The sequence below is a fragment of the Paenibacillus sp. J22P165 genome (assembly GCF_059692015.1).
Window position 1 is genome coordinate 159,977 of the sequence record NZ_JCAUAP010000005.1, and the last position, 15,354, is coordinate 175,330.

At 45.0% G+C, this 15,354-nt stretch carries 15 protein-coding genes; 3 read left to right on the forward strand and 12 right to left on the reverse strand.

Annotated features, from left to right (window positions below):
* Positions 1–35 precede the first annotated feature (35 nt).
* The 6 genes from AC58QM_RS13435 to AC58QM_RS13460 all read right to left on the reverse strand — a co-directional run bounded on the left by AC58QM_RS13435 (position 36) and on the right by AC58QM_RS13460 (position 7,610).
* Positions 36–1,049 (reverse strand): zinc-dependent alcohol dehydrogenase, encoded by a 1,014-nt coding sequence (locus tag AC58QM_RS13435; protein ID WP_497284694.1) that lies wholly within the window; start codon positions 1,047–1,049, stop codon positions 36–38.
* A gap of 18 nt (positions 1,050–1,067) precedes the next feature.
* Positions 1,068–1,955 carry a carbohydrate ABC transporter permease gene (locus AC58QM_RS13440; RefSeq protein WP_497284696.1) on the reverse strand — a complete coding sequence of 296 codons (888 nt, stop codon included), beginning with the start codon at positions 1,953–1,955 and terminating at the stop codon, positions 1,068–1,070.
* Between the two features lie 36 nt (positions 1,956–1,991).
* A complete protein-coding gene (locus AC58QM_RS13445; RefSeq protein WP_497284698.1) occupies positions 1,992–2,951 on the reverse strand; it encodes an ABC transporter permease in 960 nt (319 codons plus the stop codon).
* Positions 2,952–3,040: 89 nt separating this feature from the next.
* Positions 3,041–4,642 (reverse strand): type 2 periplasmic-binding domain-containing protein, encoded by a 1,602-nt coding sequence (locus AC58QM_RS13450; RefSeq protein ID WP_497284700.1) that lies wholly within the window; start codon positions 4,640–4,642, stop codon positions 3,041–3,043.
* A 958-nt stretch (positions 4,643–5,600) separates the two neighbouring features.
* Positions 5,601–6,629: a LacI family DNA-binding transcriptional regulator gene (locus tag AC58QM_RS13455; protein ID WP_497284702.1), complete on the reverse strand. Its 1,029-nt coding sequence runs from the start codon at positions 6,627–6,629 to the stop codon at positions 5,601–5,603.
* Positions 6,630–6,800: 171 nt separating this feature from the next.
* Positions 6,801–7,610, reverse strand: coding sequence for a phytanoyl-CoA dioxygenase family protein (locus tag AC58QM_RS13460; protein WP_497284704.1), 810 nt, complete (start codon positions 7,608–7,610; stop codon positions 6,801–6,803).
* Positions 7,611–7,768: 158 nt separating this feature from the next.
* On the opposite strand from AC58QM_RS13460, the gene AC58QM_RS13465 reads away from it, so the two are divergent.
* Complete coding sequence (locus tag AC58QM_RS13465; RefSeq protein WP_497284706.1) at positions 7,769–8,545, forward strand: helix-turn-helix domain-containing protein; 777 nt, start codon at positions 7,769–7,771, stop codon at positions 8,543–8,545.
* An 87-nt stretch (positions 8,546–8,632) separates the two neighbouring features.
* Complete coding sequence (locus tag AC58QM_RS13470) at positions 8,633–9,079, forward strand: DUF4395 domain-containing protein (protein ID WP_497284708.1); 447 nt, start codon at positions 8,633–8,635, stop codon at positions 9,077–9,079.
* A 64-nt stretch (positions 9,080–9,143) separates the two neighbouring features.
* Here the strand turns inward: AC58QM_RS13470 and AC58QM_RS13475 are convergent, their stop codons facing one another.
* The 6 genes from AC58QM_RS13475 to AC58QM_RS13500 all read right to left on the reverse strand — a co-directional run bounded on the left by AC58QM_RS13475 (position 9,144) and on the right by AC58QM_RS13500 (position 13,718).
* Positions 9,144–9,683 carry a QcrA and Rieske domain-containing protein gene (locus AC58QM_RS13475; protein WP_497284710.1) on the reverse strand — a complete coding sequence of 180 codons (540 nt, stop codon included), beginning with the start codon at positions 9,681–9,683 and terminating at the stop codon, positions 9,144–9,146.
* Between the two features lie 305 nt (positions 9,684–9,988).
* Entirely contained in the window at positions 9,989–10,519 is a 531-nt protein-coding gene (locus AC58QM_RS13480) for a GNAT family N-acetyltransferase (protein ID WP_497284712.1), read from the reverse strand.
* A 99-nt stretch (positions 10,520–10,618) separates the two neighbouring features.
* Positions 10,619–10,996 carry a VOC family protein gene (locus AC58QM_RS13485; RefSeq protein WP_497284714.1) on the reverse strand — a complete coding sequence of 126 codons (378 nt, stop codon included), beginning with the start codon at positions 10,994–10,996 and terminating at the stop codon, positions 10,619–10,621.
* A 97-nt stretch (positions 10,997–11,093) separates the two neighbouring features.
* The gene (locus tag AC58QM_RS13490) at positions 11,094–11,636 is read right to left on the reverse strand and encodes a GNAT family N-acetyltransferase (RefSeq protein ID WP_497284716.1); all 543 of its coding nucleotides are present in this window, start codon (positions 11,634–11,636) and stop codon (positions 11,094–11,096) included.
* Between the two features lie 26 nt (positions 11,637–11,662).
* On the reverse strand, positions 11,663–12,709 hold the full coding sequence (locus AC58QM_RS13495) for a YkvI family membrane protein (protein WP_497284718.1): 1,047 nt from the start codon (positions 12,707–12,709) through the stop codon (positions 11,663–11,665).
* Between the two features lie 97 nt (positions 12,710–12,806).
* On the reverse strand, positions 12,807–13,718 hold the full coding sequence (locus AC58QM_RS13500) for an aminoglycoside phosphotransferase family protein (RefSeq protein ID WP_497284720.1): 912 nt from the start codon (positions 13,716–13,718) through the stop codon (positions 12,807–12,809).
* Positions 13,719–13,874: 156 nt separating this feature from the next.
* On the opposite strand from AC58QM_RS13500, the gene AC58QM_RS13505 reads away from it, so the two are divergent.
* Complete coding sequence (locus tag AC58QM_RS13505; RefSeq protein WP_497284722.1) at positions 13,875–15,287, forward strand: discoidin domain-containing protein; 1,413 nt, start codon at positions 13,875–13,877, stop codon at positions 15,285–15,287.
* The last annotated feature ends 67 nt before the right edge of the window (positions 15,288–15,354 follow it).

Consider the following 15,354-nt stretch of genomic DNA (forward strand, 5'->3'; position numbering starts at 1 on the left):
AACTCATATAAATAGTATAGAAAAATTAGAGAGTTTTAACTAGGAAAATCTCCATAACGGACAACGACGCCCAGCACTTGCTGTGGCGCATTTCGGTATAAGTCATAGGCTTCACCAATACGCTCCAATGGCAAAATGTGCGAGATCAAGGGCGCGATGCTCAGCTTCTTCTCAGCCAATAAACGAATATACTCCGCCATGTTGCGTCCCTCGGTCCAACGCACAAGTCCAATTGGATAGTCGATGCCTTTCTTCTCGTAATCTTCCAGATATCTACCAGGTCCTCCTGCACGCGAGATGAGGATTTGCGCTTCCTTTTGAAACATCAGCTCCCGATTGAACGTCATGCTGACATCACCTACGATAACAATCTTTCCCTTATCGCGGATCCAGCCCAACGCCTTATCGATCATCTCGCTGTTGCCGCCACCGATACACAGAATGACTGCATCCACACCAGCTCCTCCGGTAATATCCGGAAGGTTACGTATCATGTCATCTTCGTTATTATAAACAAACCGTATACTGGAAGCGGTTAGCTTTTCCGCACGCTCGGTTACACGATCGATGCCGATCACAATGTTCGCCGAGGCTTGGGCAACTTGGCACACGATCTGCCCCAATATGCCTAAGCCCACAACGAGAACGGACTCGCCGAATCGTAGATCGGCTTGCCGTAAGGCATGAATAGCAATAGCGCCGAGCCCTACATGAGCGGCTTCTTGGGCATCCACTTGCTGGGGCAAGGGGACCACCAGATGCTTCGGGACTTTGAGAAGCTCGGCATGACGGACAAACGGCGAACCATAGCAGGCGACGCGGTCCCCTTTTTTCACATGTGTAATATCTGCCCCAACTTCCTTAACCTGACCCATGGCACTATAGCCTAAGAAGATCGGCTCGTTAGATCGGATGTCCTTCAGCATCATTTCGGTGCCTGGACTGATCGCAGAGTATGCCGTTTCTACTAACACGAAGTTGGCCTCAACCGTCGGCTCCTCCATCTCAATGACTTCCACGCTGCCTGCTCGTGCAATGACTGCTCTCATAGCTGTTACAATCCTCCATTACCCCTTAATTGAACCCAGCAATGCGCCTTTCACAAAATACTTTTGCAAGAAAGGATAAATAATTAATAGCGGCAAGGTAGCCACAACGACGACGGCCATTTTGATCGTTTCAGGCGGCAGGGCATCCAGTATGAGTGAATTAATCGACAGCTCTGTTGAGACATTCGGCGTTTGAATCATACTCCGGAGCACGACTTGCATCGGCATGAGTGATTTGTCAGAGAGATAGAAGATCCCTTTGAAATATTCATTCCAATGGGTAACACTATAGAACAGGCCAATCGTAGCCATAATTGGGGCAGACAACGGGAGGACGATGCGGAACAAGGTTGCTAATTCACCACATCCATCAACACGTGCAGCCTCCTCTACTTCAGCAGGGAGATTCTCAAAGTAGGTTTTGACAATCAATAAATTAAAGGTAGATACCATACCGGGTATCACGAGTGCCCAGACCGAATCATATAGGCCAAGGCTGCGCACCAAAATATAAAGCGGGATAATTCCCCCGCTGAAAATCATCGTAAACACGAGCGCCATCAGGATAAAATTGCGGCCTGGCACCGACTTTTTGGATAACGGATAGGCTAGTAGGGTCGTCACAATCAGATTCAGCGTCGTCCCTACGACCGTGATGAATACGGTAATCTTCAAGGCTTGCGGGATTCGTGGTGAACCGAATATTTCTTTGTACGCTTGTAAAGTGATATGCTCAGGCCAGATTACGAAACCGCCGTTTTTCATGACTTCCACGTAAGGTGTAATGGAGACGATAGCCACATAGTAGAGTGGGAATAACGTGATCAAGGCGAAAAAGCCGAGAACTGTATAAATCGCCACATCTACTGCATGATCTCCCTTGGTTTTATGACTCACAAAAGACATGCGAATCTCCCCCTACTCCGTCTTTGTCGTATACCGTTACCATATGCCAGAGCCTCCCATTTTTTTAGCAAGTCTGTTTGCGCCAATCACGAGCACCAGTCCAATGACCGATTTGAACACGCCCATGGCTGCAGCTACACCAAACTCGAGACGCTCAAAACCGTAGCGATACACCCAAGTATCCACAATATCTCCAACATCATAGACGCGTGCATTTAAAAAGATGAAAACCTGATCGAAGCCTGCATCCAAGATGCCCCCAATACGAATAATTAGCAGGAGCACGAAAACATCACGGATACCCGGCAACGTAATATGCCAGAGCTGACGCCAACGTCCTGCACCATCCACGACGGCAGCTTCATAAAGTTCCTGGTTGATGGATGCCAGAGCTGCTAAGTAAATAATCGCTCCGAATCCGGTATTTTTCCAAATTTCTGTAAGTACCAGCAAAGGCCTGAAGAAGTCCTTGTTCGTTAGTAAATCAATCGATCCCCAACCCATATCGCGTACGAAGGTACTGATTAAACCAGAGCCTGGGGCGAGGAAGGAAAAAGCTAAACCATACACAATAACCCACGACAGAAAATAGGGCCCGTACGTAATCGTTTGTACAGCGCGCTTAAACCATCTGACCCGGACTTCATTCAACATCAGGGCAAGGATCACATCCGGCACCATGCTTCCGACGATTTTGTAAATACTAATCAATAAAGTGTTTCTCATAATGCGTACAAATTCAGGATTGTCAAAAATGACACGAAAATTATCGAACCCCACCCAAGGACTACCCCAAATTCCCTTCATGAGGTTGTAGTCTTGAAAAGCAATCAATGCTCCCACCATCGGGGCGTAGTGAAACAGTGCATAATAGATCAACCCAGGGATCATCATGAGGTAAAACCATCTGCTCAGATATATACTGCGTAGCTTGCCCTGCCTCATCGGGCGTGAAACGGTAGGTTTCTCTTGTCTTGCAGCTATGGTTTCCGCCATCGCCATCTCCTCCTAGTTGTCTAATCCAGTTAGAAGGCAGAAGGAAACCCCTGAATTTTCCTAGGGTTCCCCTCGAAGCCTGATTAAGCTTATTTGAAGTCGTTCAGCTTTTTATCCTTCAGTGCCGCATTGATTTGCTTCGTATACTCTGTGAAAATTTCTCTGCCTTTGAATTTCGTCATCAGCTCTTCACGGTATTGCGGCCAGTTTTTGCCGCTCTTGTCTTCCAGTACCGCTTTGATGTGGTATTTACTCATTTCTTTGCGGAAATCTCCGATATTAATGCCAGCAGGAGGAACTAAGCTCACAGGAGGCAAAGCGTTATGCTTCGGAAAGCTCTCAACTGTTTTCAAAATCGCACGATCATGCTCAGAAATACGGGAATCGATCAGCTCAAAACCAAGAATATTCGGCTCATCTGGTGTAAAGGCAGCGTACACGTTCAACCAGTTACCAGCTTTCGCGATATCCGCTTCAAAGTTGGCTACGTTCAACGTAACCTTGTTGCCTGCTTTGGTATAATGTTTGCCTTCTTGGCCATAATGCGTCAGCAGGAAGCCTTCTTCACCTGTTAACCAGTTGAGAATTTCCAAGGAGCGCTTCACTTTATCAGGCGTTTTGTCGGCTGTTGTTTTGCTAATTAGGATCGTAGCTTCAGGTACGTTGTATTTCCAAATAATCGGCTTATCCAGCGGGAAAATCGGCTGCCAATTCGCTTTAGGATCCAGCGCCTTCGAGCGGTTTTGTACGCTAGTTGCTAAGCTGTCTAAGGCGACGCTTTTATCGCCGCTGAAGAACATGCCCACCTTGCCTTGCGCCGCTTTATCTAACTGAGCAGGTGCCTTATTCAGGAACCAATCCGGATCTACAATTCCTGCATTGTTCCATTCCACGACTTGCTCGAGGACACCTTGCACTTTCAGATCCGTGCGGTTATCCACGTAGCTGTTATCCGTAATTTGGAAATCGGCAACAAAGCCATTATTTAACCATTGTGGGAAGTCAAAAGGTAATGTTACGCCACTGCCTGCTGCCGAGAAGCCGTACGTATCTTGCTTGCCGTTGCCATCAGGATCACCTTTGGTAAATTGCGTCATGACGTTGGTCAATTCGGCGTAATTTTTCGGCGATTTGAGCCCAAGCTTATCTAGCCAATCCTGACGGATGTACCAAGCCGCATAGGAGTTACGTTGAAAAGGATCGATCGCCCGCGTGAATTCCCCTTGCTTGAGCTGGAACGCGTCGACTTCATCTTTGGACACCCATTTGAAGTAGTTTGGCAAGGCTTCTTTGGTGAAGTAAGGAGTTAGATTAGCCGTGATCCCATCTGTGATGTATTTCTGTGACTCTGCACCGCCTGCGATGAAAAGATCAGGAGCTGCTCCTCCCGCCAATGTGGCATTGAGTTTGTCATGGTACTCTTTGCCCATCACCATATAATCAATTTTCAAATCTACGTTGAATTTCTCTTCGATGGCCTTCTTCACGAAATCTTTGTCTCCGGAAGGTAGGGTCACATTCGCTAAGTACCCACTGGCTACAGACCAGTTCAAAGCGAGCTTAGCTGGCTTAGCCGTTCCCGTCGCATTAGGTGAACCCGTTGCTGTTCCTGATGTTTCTGTAGTTTTGTTATCTGAACATCCTGTAAGCGCAAACATGGTGGCGAGTCCTACTAGTGTCAATTTTTTCATTGTACAAACACCCCTCCTATTTATACTTCGTGAGCTGTGGAGCGGAACCATACACAGCAAACTACAAACCGCAAACCGCAACAATCAAACCACAAACCCATCACACTACAAACCACAACTATCAAACCACAACCCGTCAAACTACAAACCACTTAGACTAAACATTTCATTCTGATCTACTGGGTTATCTATTTGGTAACGTTTACTTGTTCTAAGTATAGGTCGGTTACATGGTCGAAACTAGCAGACGATTTCAAGAAATAGTGGAGATATTGCAGAACTACACATTCCACATTGCCCTGCCGCGCACACGCAACTCGAAATTTTCGACTTACACACTACAATTAACCCTGTCTAGCACACGCAACTCGAAATTTTCGACTTACATACTACAATTGACCCTATCGCGCACACGTAACTCGAAATTTTCGACTTACACACTCCAATTGACCATGCCGCACACACGCAACTCGAAAATTTCGACTTACACACTACAATTAACCCTGTCTAGCACACGCAACTCGAAATTTTCGACTTACACACTCCAATTGACCCTATCGCGCACACGCAACTCGAAATTTTCGACTTACATACCCCAATTGACCATACCGCACACACGTAACTCGAAAATTTCGACTTACACACTCCAATTGACTCTGTCGCGCACACGCAACTCGAATAAATCGACTTACACACTCCAATTGACCCTGCCGCGCACACGTAACTCGAATAAATCGACTTACACATGCCAAATACCCTCTTCTCCCTCGAGTTAGTCGAAATATTCGACTATCTCACCTCCAAATCCCCCGTCACCCTCTCATTAGTCTGTTTCATGGACTATTTGCCACAACTATCGCACTGGAGTCCAACAAAAAAACGCCGCAAGCTCCCCAAAAGGAACTTGCGACGTATTCTTAACGCGATACATACTTGCATTTTAACATAACGGATCGAATTACTCCGTCTCAGCTAACCGAGATGTTTCTCGTTCTATAAAAATAAGCGGGACTTCAAATTCTCGCTCCTCGCCTGCCTCTACCGTATGCCCAAACTTATGCAGTAGTTTGCCAATCGCTTTTTGAGCTTGGAGCTCATAAGGAATGTCCCAGCTGGAGATGCCAGGGTAACTCTGCTTAGCCATATAGTCGTTATTAATACTGATCATTTGTAATCGGTTCGGGAAGTCGATCTTTTGCCTATTGGCAGCCGAAAGCAGCTTTAGTGCAACATGATCATCAAAGGCGATAATCCCTGTTCGCTTTGCTGGCCCCACCATCACATCTTGGAGAAATGCGTCCACGTCCAGTTCCTTCATTTCAACGATGCGATGCGAAATCTCCACGGTCAGTTCCCCTAAACCCTGATGGAATCCATTCCGCCGCTGTTCATCAATCACATTCGAATGCTTGCTGCCCACGTAGATGAGTTCATCGCAGCCACGCGCCACAAGCAGCGACGTTGATTGTCTGCAAGCCTCAGCAAAGCCTAAATTTACGGCACCAACGGCAATCCCCTCGGGCCAACCCCAGCCATTGATGAGCACGAGAGGCGTTCCGCTGTTGACGATGGCGCGTGTGGAATCTTTCCCCATCGCTAATCCATGACAGATGAGTCCATCCACTCTTCGTTGCAGCAACACTTCTAAGTTCCTTCGTTCAATCGTCGGATCGAATCCTCCTGAAGAAAAAACGGATAAATGATAGCCAGCATGATGGGCTTCCATCTGTAAAACCTCCGCTAACCGCCCGTAATAGCTCGTCAACCCAGGAACAATCAGGCCGATTTCAAAGGTTTTGTTACGACTCAACCCTGCTGCCATCGTATTGCGTCGATACCCCAATTGCTCTGCCGCCAATTCAACTTTGCGAATCGTCTCCTTAGACGAACGGATTCCACCTCTATTCAGCACATTGGAGACCGTGGCAATCGATACACCTGCTGCTGCTGCCACTTCTACAATGGTCACTTGTTTGGGTCTGCTCATATATGTTTCAACTCCATCGGTTAAACGTTTAACTAACTCCTTTAGATTAAATTGAAGTATTTAAGCTGTCAAGCGAAATCCAATGGAATCCCCTCACCTTTGAAAAAAAAGAATCGCCCCTAGGACATAAATTATGCCCTAAAAACGATTTCTGTCATCCGCTAATCCCAATTAATGCGGGTACACTGTCTTGAACTCATCGCCGCAAGGCCCGCCACTAGGGTTAATCTCTAAGGAAACCGGCTCCCCATTTGCTCGAAACAAAGGTCGATAATGATTGCTAATATGCGTCGCCGAAGAATTGGCATAATGGCAAATGAACGCGCGGCGGAAGCGATCCTTGGTCTTATTTCGATAAGAACCATGAATCAAATTTCCATTGAAAAAGAGAACGTCGCCGCGCTCCATAACCACTGGCATGGCCTTTTCATCCTTCGGCGGCTTCACATAGTGGGTCGTAAAAGATTCCTTCTCATCTGCGATGTCCGGACATGAAATGTCGAGCGCATTCGTTTTCGGAACAACGAGCAATCCACCGTTTTCCTCATCGGCCGCGTCGATCGCTGTCCAAGCTGCAATACAATTGCCGGGTTCAACCTGCAGATAGAAGTTATCCTGATGCAGCGCCTGCCCGCGGGAGCCCGGTGGTTTGTAATAAAACATGCTTTGCGCAGCCAGCGCCTCCTCCTCATACAAATCTGCTAGCACCTCTAATACGGGCTGATGCAACATATAGGTCTTGGCTGTCTCATTAAACCGATGTGGGTGCATGACGCGCGGGTAGCGTTTCAGCGGATCGACGACCTCCGATGACAGATCAGGTTCAAAATATCCTGGAACCTTCTGATTGCTGATCGTTTCAAAAGTTTCATCTATTTCAGCTAAATCACTTTCCGAAAACAGCCCCTTCACAATCACATAACCCTCTGATTCAAAATGCTTTTTTTGTTCCCTCGTCAGTTTAACTAGTGTTCTCGTCATCGCTCTTACCTCCGTAATCAACTTGTATTTCTATGTCTTTAGCATAACGAAATATTCGATTACTTAGAAGTATTAATCATGCTAATGATTCCTATAATCCTGCTATTCCATGGTATACTAGAATCGATCTTAAACGGGAAAAGAAGGGGTCTCCCATCATGATATTAAATACAAATGGATTATTCGCTGGCCATTTCCTAGAACCTGATTCCTATTTTATGAAGCGTCCTCACGGTCGGGATGATTGGTTATTGATGTTTACCTTAGAGGGAGCAGGCTTCGTTAATTACCAAGGAGCTGAACAAATCTGCAAGAAAGGAGCCCTCATTTTGTTGGCACCAGGTACACCCCATGATTATGGCACGATAAAAAACCATACCTGGCATTTCGTATGGGTGCATTTCCCCTCCACACTAACAGAAACGAACTTGCTCCCACAGGAAGGGCAGCTCCTCGTCAACATAGAGAACGAATCCATCCAAGAGCGAATTTACCTAGCATTTGCCCGCATATTGGCAGACTCCCGTGAACGCGGCGAATATTGGTTCGAGCTCTGCTGCAGTTCCCTACGGGAAATCATCTTAATTATGGCGCAGAAAAGCTTACGCAAAATCGACCCCCGCATCGAAGAAGTGCTCCGCTTGCTTTCACAACAGATGCGCGAAGAAATTCGCTTGGATAGTCTTGCTCAGACCGTCGGACTTTCTCCGTCGAGATTATCTCACCTTTTTAAAGCGAGCACTGGCTACTCCATCATTGATACACTGAATCGTATGCGGATTCAACAAGCAGTTATGATGCTAGCTCACAAAGGACGCAGCGCTTCGGAAGTGTGTTACGATGTTGGTTTTCAGAACTATAACCATTTCACGAATCAGTTTCGTAAATGGCAAGGCATGACCCCGAGTATGTTTATGAAAAACTCACAGCCATAAATAATTTATTTAAATCCTACCCGAATACTATGAATTAGTGTATAATAGTGATACTAACATTTCATTGTAAACGGAGGATGACCAGACATGACGAACCAACTTTTACGGGGCGATTATGATTGTGTAGATGAGGTTCCCTTGCATCGTGTACGGGGTAATCAACTCGGTATTCTGTTAAGTATAGTTGCCAGTGTTCTCAGTCAGCAGCTTTGGATTCTTGTCGTTCCTTTGATCATTCAGCTCATTAGTCGTTCCTACGGCGTAAAATACAATCTATTCGTCCGGCTGTTCTCCCCACTCTTTCCTGTCAGTTCACGAACCGAAAGCCGCGAGTTGCTGCGTTTCAACAACCTGTTAGCGATCCTTTTTCTGGCCGTTACCCTAACAGCTGTACTCTTCAGTAGCATGACTTTGGCTTACATCACACTAAGCATGCTGACCATAGCAGTCGTGCTAGCGTTAAGCGGCTTTTGCTTCGGATGCTTCTTATATTTTCAATGGAAACAATATTGGGCGCGCAAAAGAAATGCCTAAGTCTATATGTTGAAAACCACAACCGTAAGGGTTGTGGTTTTTTTATCTGTTTCTCGAGCCCTATTCACTTCATCGGCGTCGCAATATCTACGTACACATGACCCTCAATAATGTAGGGTTCATATGTTTCCAATCTCGGCAGCCCCATAAAAACATCATTCCCTACGATATCGAATTCCGCTCCATGACAGGGGCACCAGAAGAAAAGCTCCTTTTTGCGGCTCCGCTGCGCTTCGGTTGCCGGCTCCACCGTACAGCCCAGATGCGTACAGGCTGGAGAAAGGATCACGAGCGCGCCGCGCTCATCTTTCGTCACATACACGAAGCCTTGTTTAGGCGTCTTAACCCACGCATCTACAATCGTAGCGGTATAGTAGACCCGCTCATAGCCGGTTAAGGCCTGCAGCCGCTCCACCTCACCGATCTTCACGAAACTACTGGGGATTTCCTTCGTGGTCCGATCTTCCTGCTTTTGCCCATGGGCCGCTCCGTAATAAAACAAAGCCGTATTCCCTAATATAAAGCCAGACACGCCCAGCACTACTTTACTTGATGAGCTCAAAAAGGATCTTCTTGTGATCTTGCGCGGTAACCGTGCAGTCATACGAACAGTCAACTCCTTCTTAAACCTATTGTAACTGAGTACATACTTCTTCCTTATTTTAACATATGAACAACAAAAAAGAAGCCAGATCATAGATCCGGCCTCTTCCTACTTGCGTCTTACCCGAAAAGAGAAATGAAACATATTGCAGGCAATACTTTATTCAATTTCAATTCCAATATGGATACATTATATTATTCGAACATTATCCGGTAAACAGGTTTACTTCTTTTTTCATTTGTAACGCAACGCAGTAATACATAGTATGGCCCATGTCATCACCATTTATACATGAGCTCCAACATTTATTTGGCATGAATGTGAAATAACACGTGTTTATATAGAGGACTTTCCTTCTCCACTTTGGGATGATTGAACTCGTTGACGAAACGCATGCCAATTTTCATCATGACTCTTTGTGAAGGTTTATTCACATCGGCTGTGAAACTATACACATCGTCCAATCCCAATTCGTCAAATCCATAGCGCAAACAGGCTTCGGCCCCCTCCGTTGCGTAGCCTTTTCCCCATGCCTCCTTCTTAAGTCGCCATGCAATTTCTATACACGGGGTAAATTCCGCCTCAAATATGGCCCTATGAAAGCCAATAAACCCGATAAACTCAGTATTTTCTTTCGCCTCCACGGCATATAAACCGAACCCACATTCTTTAAATTCCGATTGGATTGCCTGATAGAACGCACGCGTTTCATCCTTCGATGAGGTTTTCGGGAAAAATCTCATCACCTCTTCATCCGCATTTAATTGGCAAAATGATTCTAGGTCCGCTTCTTCCCAGTCGCGTAAGCGCAATCTCGCTGTTTCCACATATATCATGGCCATACCTCCTCAAGATCTCGTCATATCCAGCTTCCATGTAATAGAAAAAGAGCTGCATTCGTGCAGCTCCTAATCGATCGGGTCATGATGTATGATTTACTTTTTCTCCAAAATAGCAAAGTAATTTCCTTCTGTATCAGCAAAGTTGAATACTCTTCCCGTAGGCATCGTGACAAGATCACCGACTGTAATCTCTTTATCCTTAAAATCTTGATATAAGCGATCGAGATCATCAGAGAAAAATAATAACGAAGGTGTATTGAGATTTAATTGCGGCTGCATTTCGGCAATAAGCGCTTTATTATGGAGAATGATACTTGTCTGGGCGTCGTTCGATGGCGCGATTTCAAACCATTTCATGGGTCCGTGATTTTCTTCTGAAACAAAGCTAAATCCTAACTTTTCTGTCCAGAATTTCAGAGACTCTTCTTGGTTATTCACATATAGCATAATTTGACCGACTTTAGTAATCATTTTCATTCTCCATTTCGTTTATATTTGCCCTTGGTCTGTGAAACATTTCCAGCTAATTAGACATCATAATTGTACAAAATATGACCTTTCAGATCAACTATTGCGCCTGCTCTTCCTGTAAGTGCTTGGCATAACAATGCCTTGGCTTGCCATTGTACATGAGGCGGGTGAATTGGTGTGTAAACCCATCTGCTTCTAAATTGTGTTTGCTTACAACATTTTGAGGATGAACCGTCGCATATAAATATCGGTAGCCATTTTCATGAGCTCGCGCTTCACGCAAGGCATGAAAATATCGCTGTAACCCCTGACCACGAACAGATTCATGAACTATAGTAGCATCCAGGACGGCAACGTAGATTAAATCGGATTCTGGCACTCCAAATTCTCTGGCAAGGTTACTTTCACTCGAACCAGGGAATGCCAATACGGAATAAGCAACTAACTCCTCATTTAGAAAAGCCCCGTATATCTCCCCTTTTTCTTCGATATGATTATCCAAATAATTTTCATCATCCATAGCAAAGAGGTCTGGCGACGCCAGTCTAGATACAACATCAACCATGAGCGCTCGAATCGCTGGAACATCCGCACGACTCAAGCGTCGAATTTTCAGGTTTTTTATTTTTGTAACTAACATAACAAGTGCTCCTTTGAGGCGTAGATTTACTTAGTAGGGACGGGCCTGACGATTAAAAAAATGAGAAGAATCATCCCCATATACCCAAAAACGGGGTACAAATACGTGAGAAGTGATGTAAAACCAACTTGACTGATTAATAAACAAGCAACTAATGTAGCTAAAACTACCCAGTTTCTTGGAAGTGGATAGATTCGCCCAATATGTCGCGTGATCCCAAATACATTTCCAATCAACGTCGTTAATATTTCCCCGTAAATAACGAGTATGAATAGGACATGGACGAATTGCCCAAATCCGCGGATAATTTCAGCCATCGGAATATCGTAATTCAAAATCTCTGGCATCCGTGTCTGTATCGCAAAATGGCTAATGAGCAGCATAACACCAAGCCCAATGCCTCCCCATAAGCCTCCCCATTTCAGGATGCTCTCATCCTTCACCTCACTGCCTAGTGGCACGAGTACTGCTTGTGCAAAGGCAAAATTTAAGGCCACATACGTAAACGGGCTTAGGATCCATTTTAAATGAGTCATGACTTGCAGTTCTTGCCAATTCCCAGCTCCACGCATACCATCTATACCAACAACCCGGGTGATCACAAGCACCATGAAAAAAAGCATCAACGGCATGACAAGGGAATTAATAGCTAGAATCCCATGCATCTCTTTGCTCATCACCAAGTAGCACAGTAATATACTAATGATAATGCCAAATTGATAAGGCAATCCAAGCTGCTCCTCGAAAATAGACCCCGTACCGGACATCATCACAGCGGTTACGCCAAATAAGATGATAAACGTTAAGGCATTGGCCACTTTTCCAAAAAAGCGTCCGAATAGATAATGGTTCAGCTCCTGATAAGAGGATGCCTTCAGTCTATGAGAGAGGATCATCATTTTCGTACCAATCCATATAAAAAAGGCCGTTGCAATCCCTATGCCAACACCGCCATACGCTCCATAGATGGTAAAGAAATGCATAATGGACTGTCCAGAGGCAAATCCTGCCCCCACCACAGTCCCCATATACGTAGCGGCGATTTGTAAAATCATGAGCGTTTTTGGCTTCATAGCTCCCCCATAGTCAAGCAATATCTTGTACATCTCCATTCTATGTAAGATAAGCTTGTATATGCCAAATGGTAGGAGTTGAGCGCTGCTGCTCATTTTATGAAGTAAACCAATTAGGTCTACACGTCTCGAAATTTTGATGATCCTTTAGTACAACACGAATTCTATCTAACATAGATTCAAGCTGTTCAGGAACTACCTGCAACGTCCACGTAATTGTCGGGAAAATAATCATTGCTGTATAGAGCGCATACAATTGCCAGAATTCATCTGGAACAGTGCCATCAAAGTAACCGAGTATTTGCCCTCTGCAGAACGGGATACTAACCTCGCGGCTAAAGTAGGCAACTTTCAGAAAATCATGATAAGGGTCTCCCCAGTCATATCGGTTATAATCAATAGCTCCCGCGTAGCTGCGATTATGAATAAGAAGATTGCTGGTGTGAAAATCATCATGCTGGAAGCGGTTAGCGCGATTCTGCATGTCGTTTGCGTGCTTATTTATAAAAGAAATAACTGCCTCTTCTTCTGGAAGCTTAACGCCACAATTGCGATAGTTTTCGTATTGACGAATATGCTTTGAGAATCGTTTCTCGTACCAGTCTTCTGCGTGAGGAGCAGGTAGGTCATGCATAAGTCGCAGCTCACGACCAGCCTGTAAGCCAATTTGGTATTGCTCGTCATCCGATAAGGAAGGTAATATGTCAGAGGCATCCTCTCCTTCTACATAACTCAGCAGCATAAAACAAATATTTAATGTAGGTATGGATCCAAATTCAATAGGCTCGGAAGTTTTTACTCCCTTATCATACACTTCAGCAACAACTTCGAATTCCGCTCGTTTTTTTTGTATTTGATCCACAGGTGAGGTGCGTAATACATACGTGGGAGTTCGACTATTCTCATATAAAAAATATTTCCCATCGAAGGAGAATCCTTTCGTAATCCGCGTCATTTCAGTCACATTGTTCAGTGATGGCAGATACTTATGAAGATCATTCAAGTTCATAGGAATGCTCCTTTTCATGAAAAAATTCGCTATAAGAATAATTTTATTCGGTTTCCAAAAATTACACAATCCGATATAAAGATAGCCACTACCTTTTATTCCTAGCACGTTCTACGATTATAAATGTAAGCGTTATTACAAATGAGGAGGTAATTTATGTCCACGTTCATGAAACTTCCAACTAGACCTACACAGTTACACGCAGTCGTACTCATGGTGCTGTTCGTTTTTACAATGGTTGTTCCGGGACGCAGCTATGCGGCTACTACGAATTGTAGTACAGCTTCCTGCCTTACGAGTGCGCTAGCGAGCGCTGCAGCCGGAGATACCATTATTCTCGCATCAGGTACATACACAGGAAATTTCGTTGTTGCTGCTAATGGCACCTCATCTAACCCAATTGTCCTTAAGAGCGCAAGTGCTTCTTCCAAAGCCATCTTAAATGGAGGCGGCACCTCAAGCGGTTATACGTTATACATCACAGGTGATTATGTTCAAATCAAAGACTTAAAAATAACAAATGCGAAAAAAGGCATCATGCAAGATAACGCGAACAATGGTCTGATTGATGGCGTTGAAGTCTACAATATCGGAGAAGAAGGCGTTCATTATCGTGATGGAAGCTCGAATAATACGATCCAGAATTCCTCTGTCCATGATACGGGCACGCTTACCCCTGATTACGGTGAGGGTGTGTATGTGGGATCTGATGTAGGCAAATGGGGAACTTATAATGCGGCGACGAACAATAACAAAATAAGCAATGTAACCATCGGCCCTAATGTAAGAGCTGAATCTGTCGATATTAAGGAAGGTACGACAGGGACCCTTGTGGAGAACAGTACATTTAACGGTACGGGGATTAGCGGAGCGAATTACTCTGACAGCTTTATGGATGTTAAAGGGAATAATTCAATCATTCGAAATAACACGGTGAATCGAAATGGGAATTCCGTCATTGTGGATGCTTTCCAGGTACATGAACGTTCCACAGGCTGGGGCTTTAATAATGACTTCTACAACAATATAGCGAATATGGATAATAGCACGCCTTATGTTGTTAATGTGGATGGTGGGTCTGCAAAAGCATGCGGAAATACACGCAGTCCTTCTGGCAACATGTATACAGGCAGCGTTACTACCTACACAAGCTGTTCAGGAGGTGGCGGTACAAATCCTGTCATTCTGAATGTATCCGCAGTAACGGATAGTGGTAATGATGGCAATGTAGCGTCGAATACCATCGATAACAGCTTGAGCACGCGTTGGTCCTCACAAGGTGATGGACAATGGATTAGGTACGATCTAGGCTCTAGCAAAACGATTGCTTACTTGTCCGTAGCTTTTCATCAAGGGGATGTGCGTACTACAACGTTCGATATCCAAGTATCCGCAGATGGTTCGGCTTGGTCAACGGTCGTGAGTAATAAAGTGAGTACGCAGACGCTCTCTCAGGTTCAATACGACTTCACAGACACGGCTGGTCGCTACGTAAGAATTGTTGGCCATGGCAACTCATCCGGCAATGGATGGAATAGCATAACTGAGGTAGATATTTACGGGAATTAGTTGATTGAGAACGTAGGCGAAATCATCACTGCAGGGGAACTACAATGCTCTAATTGGCCGAAAAACG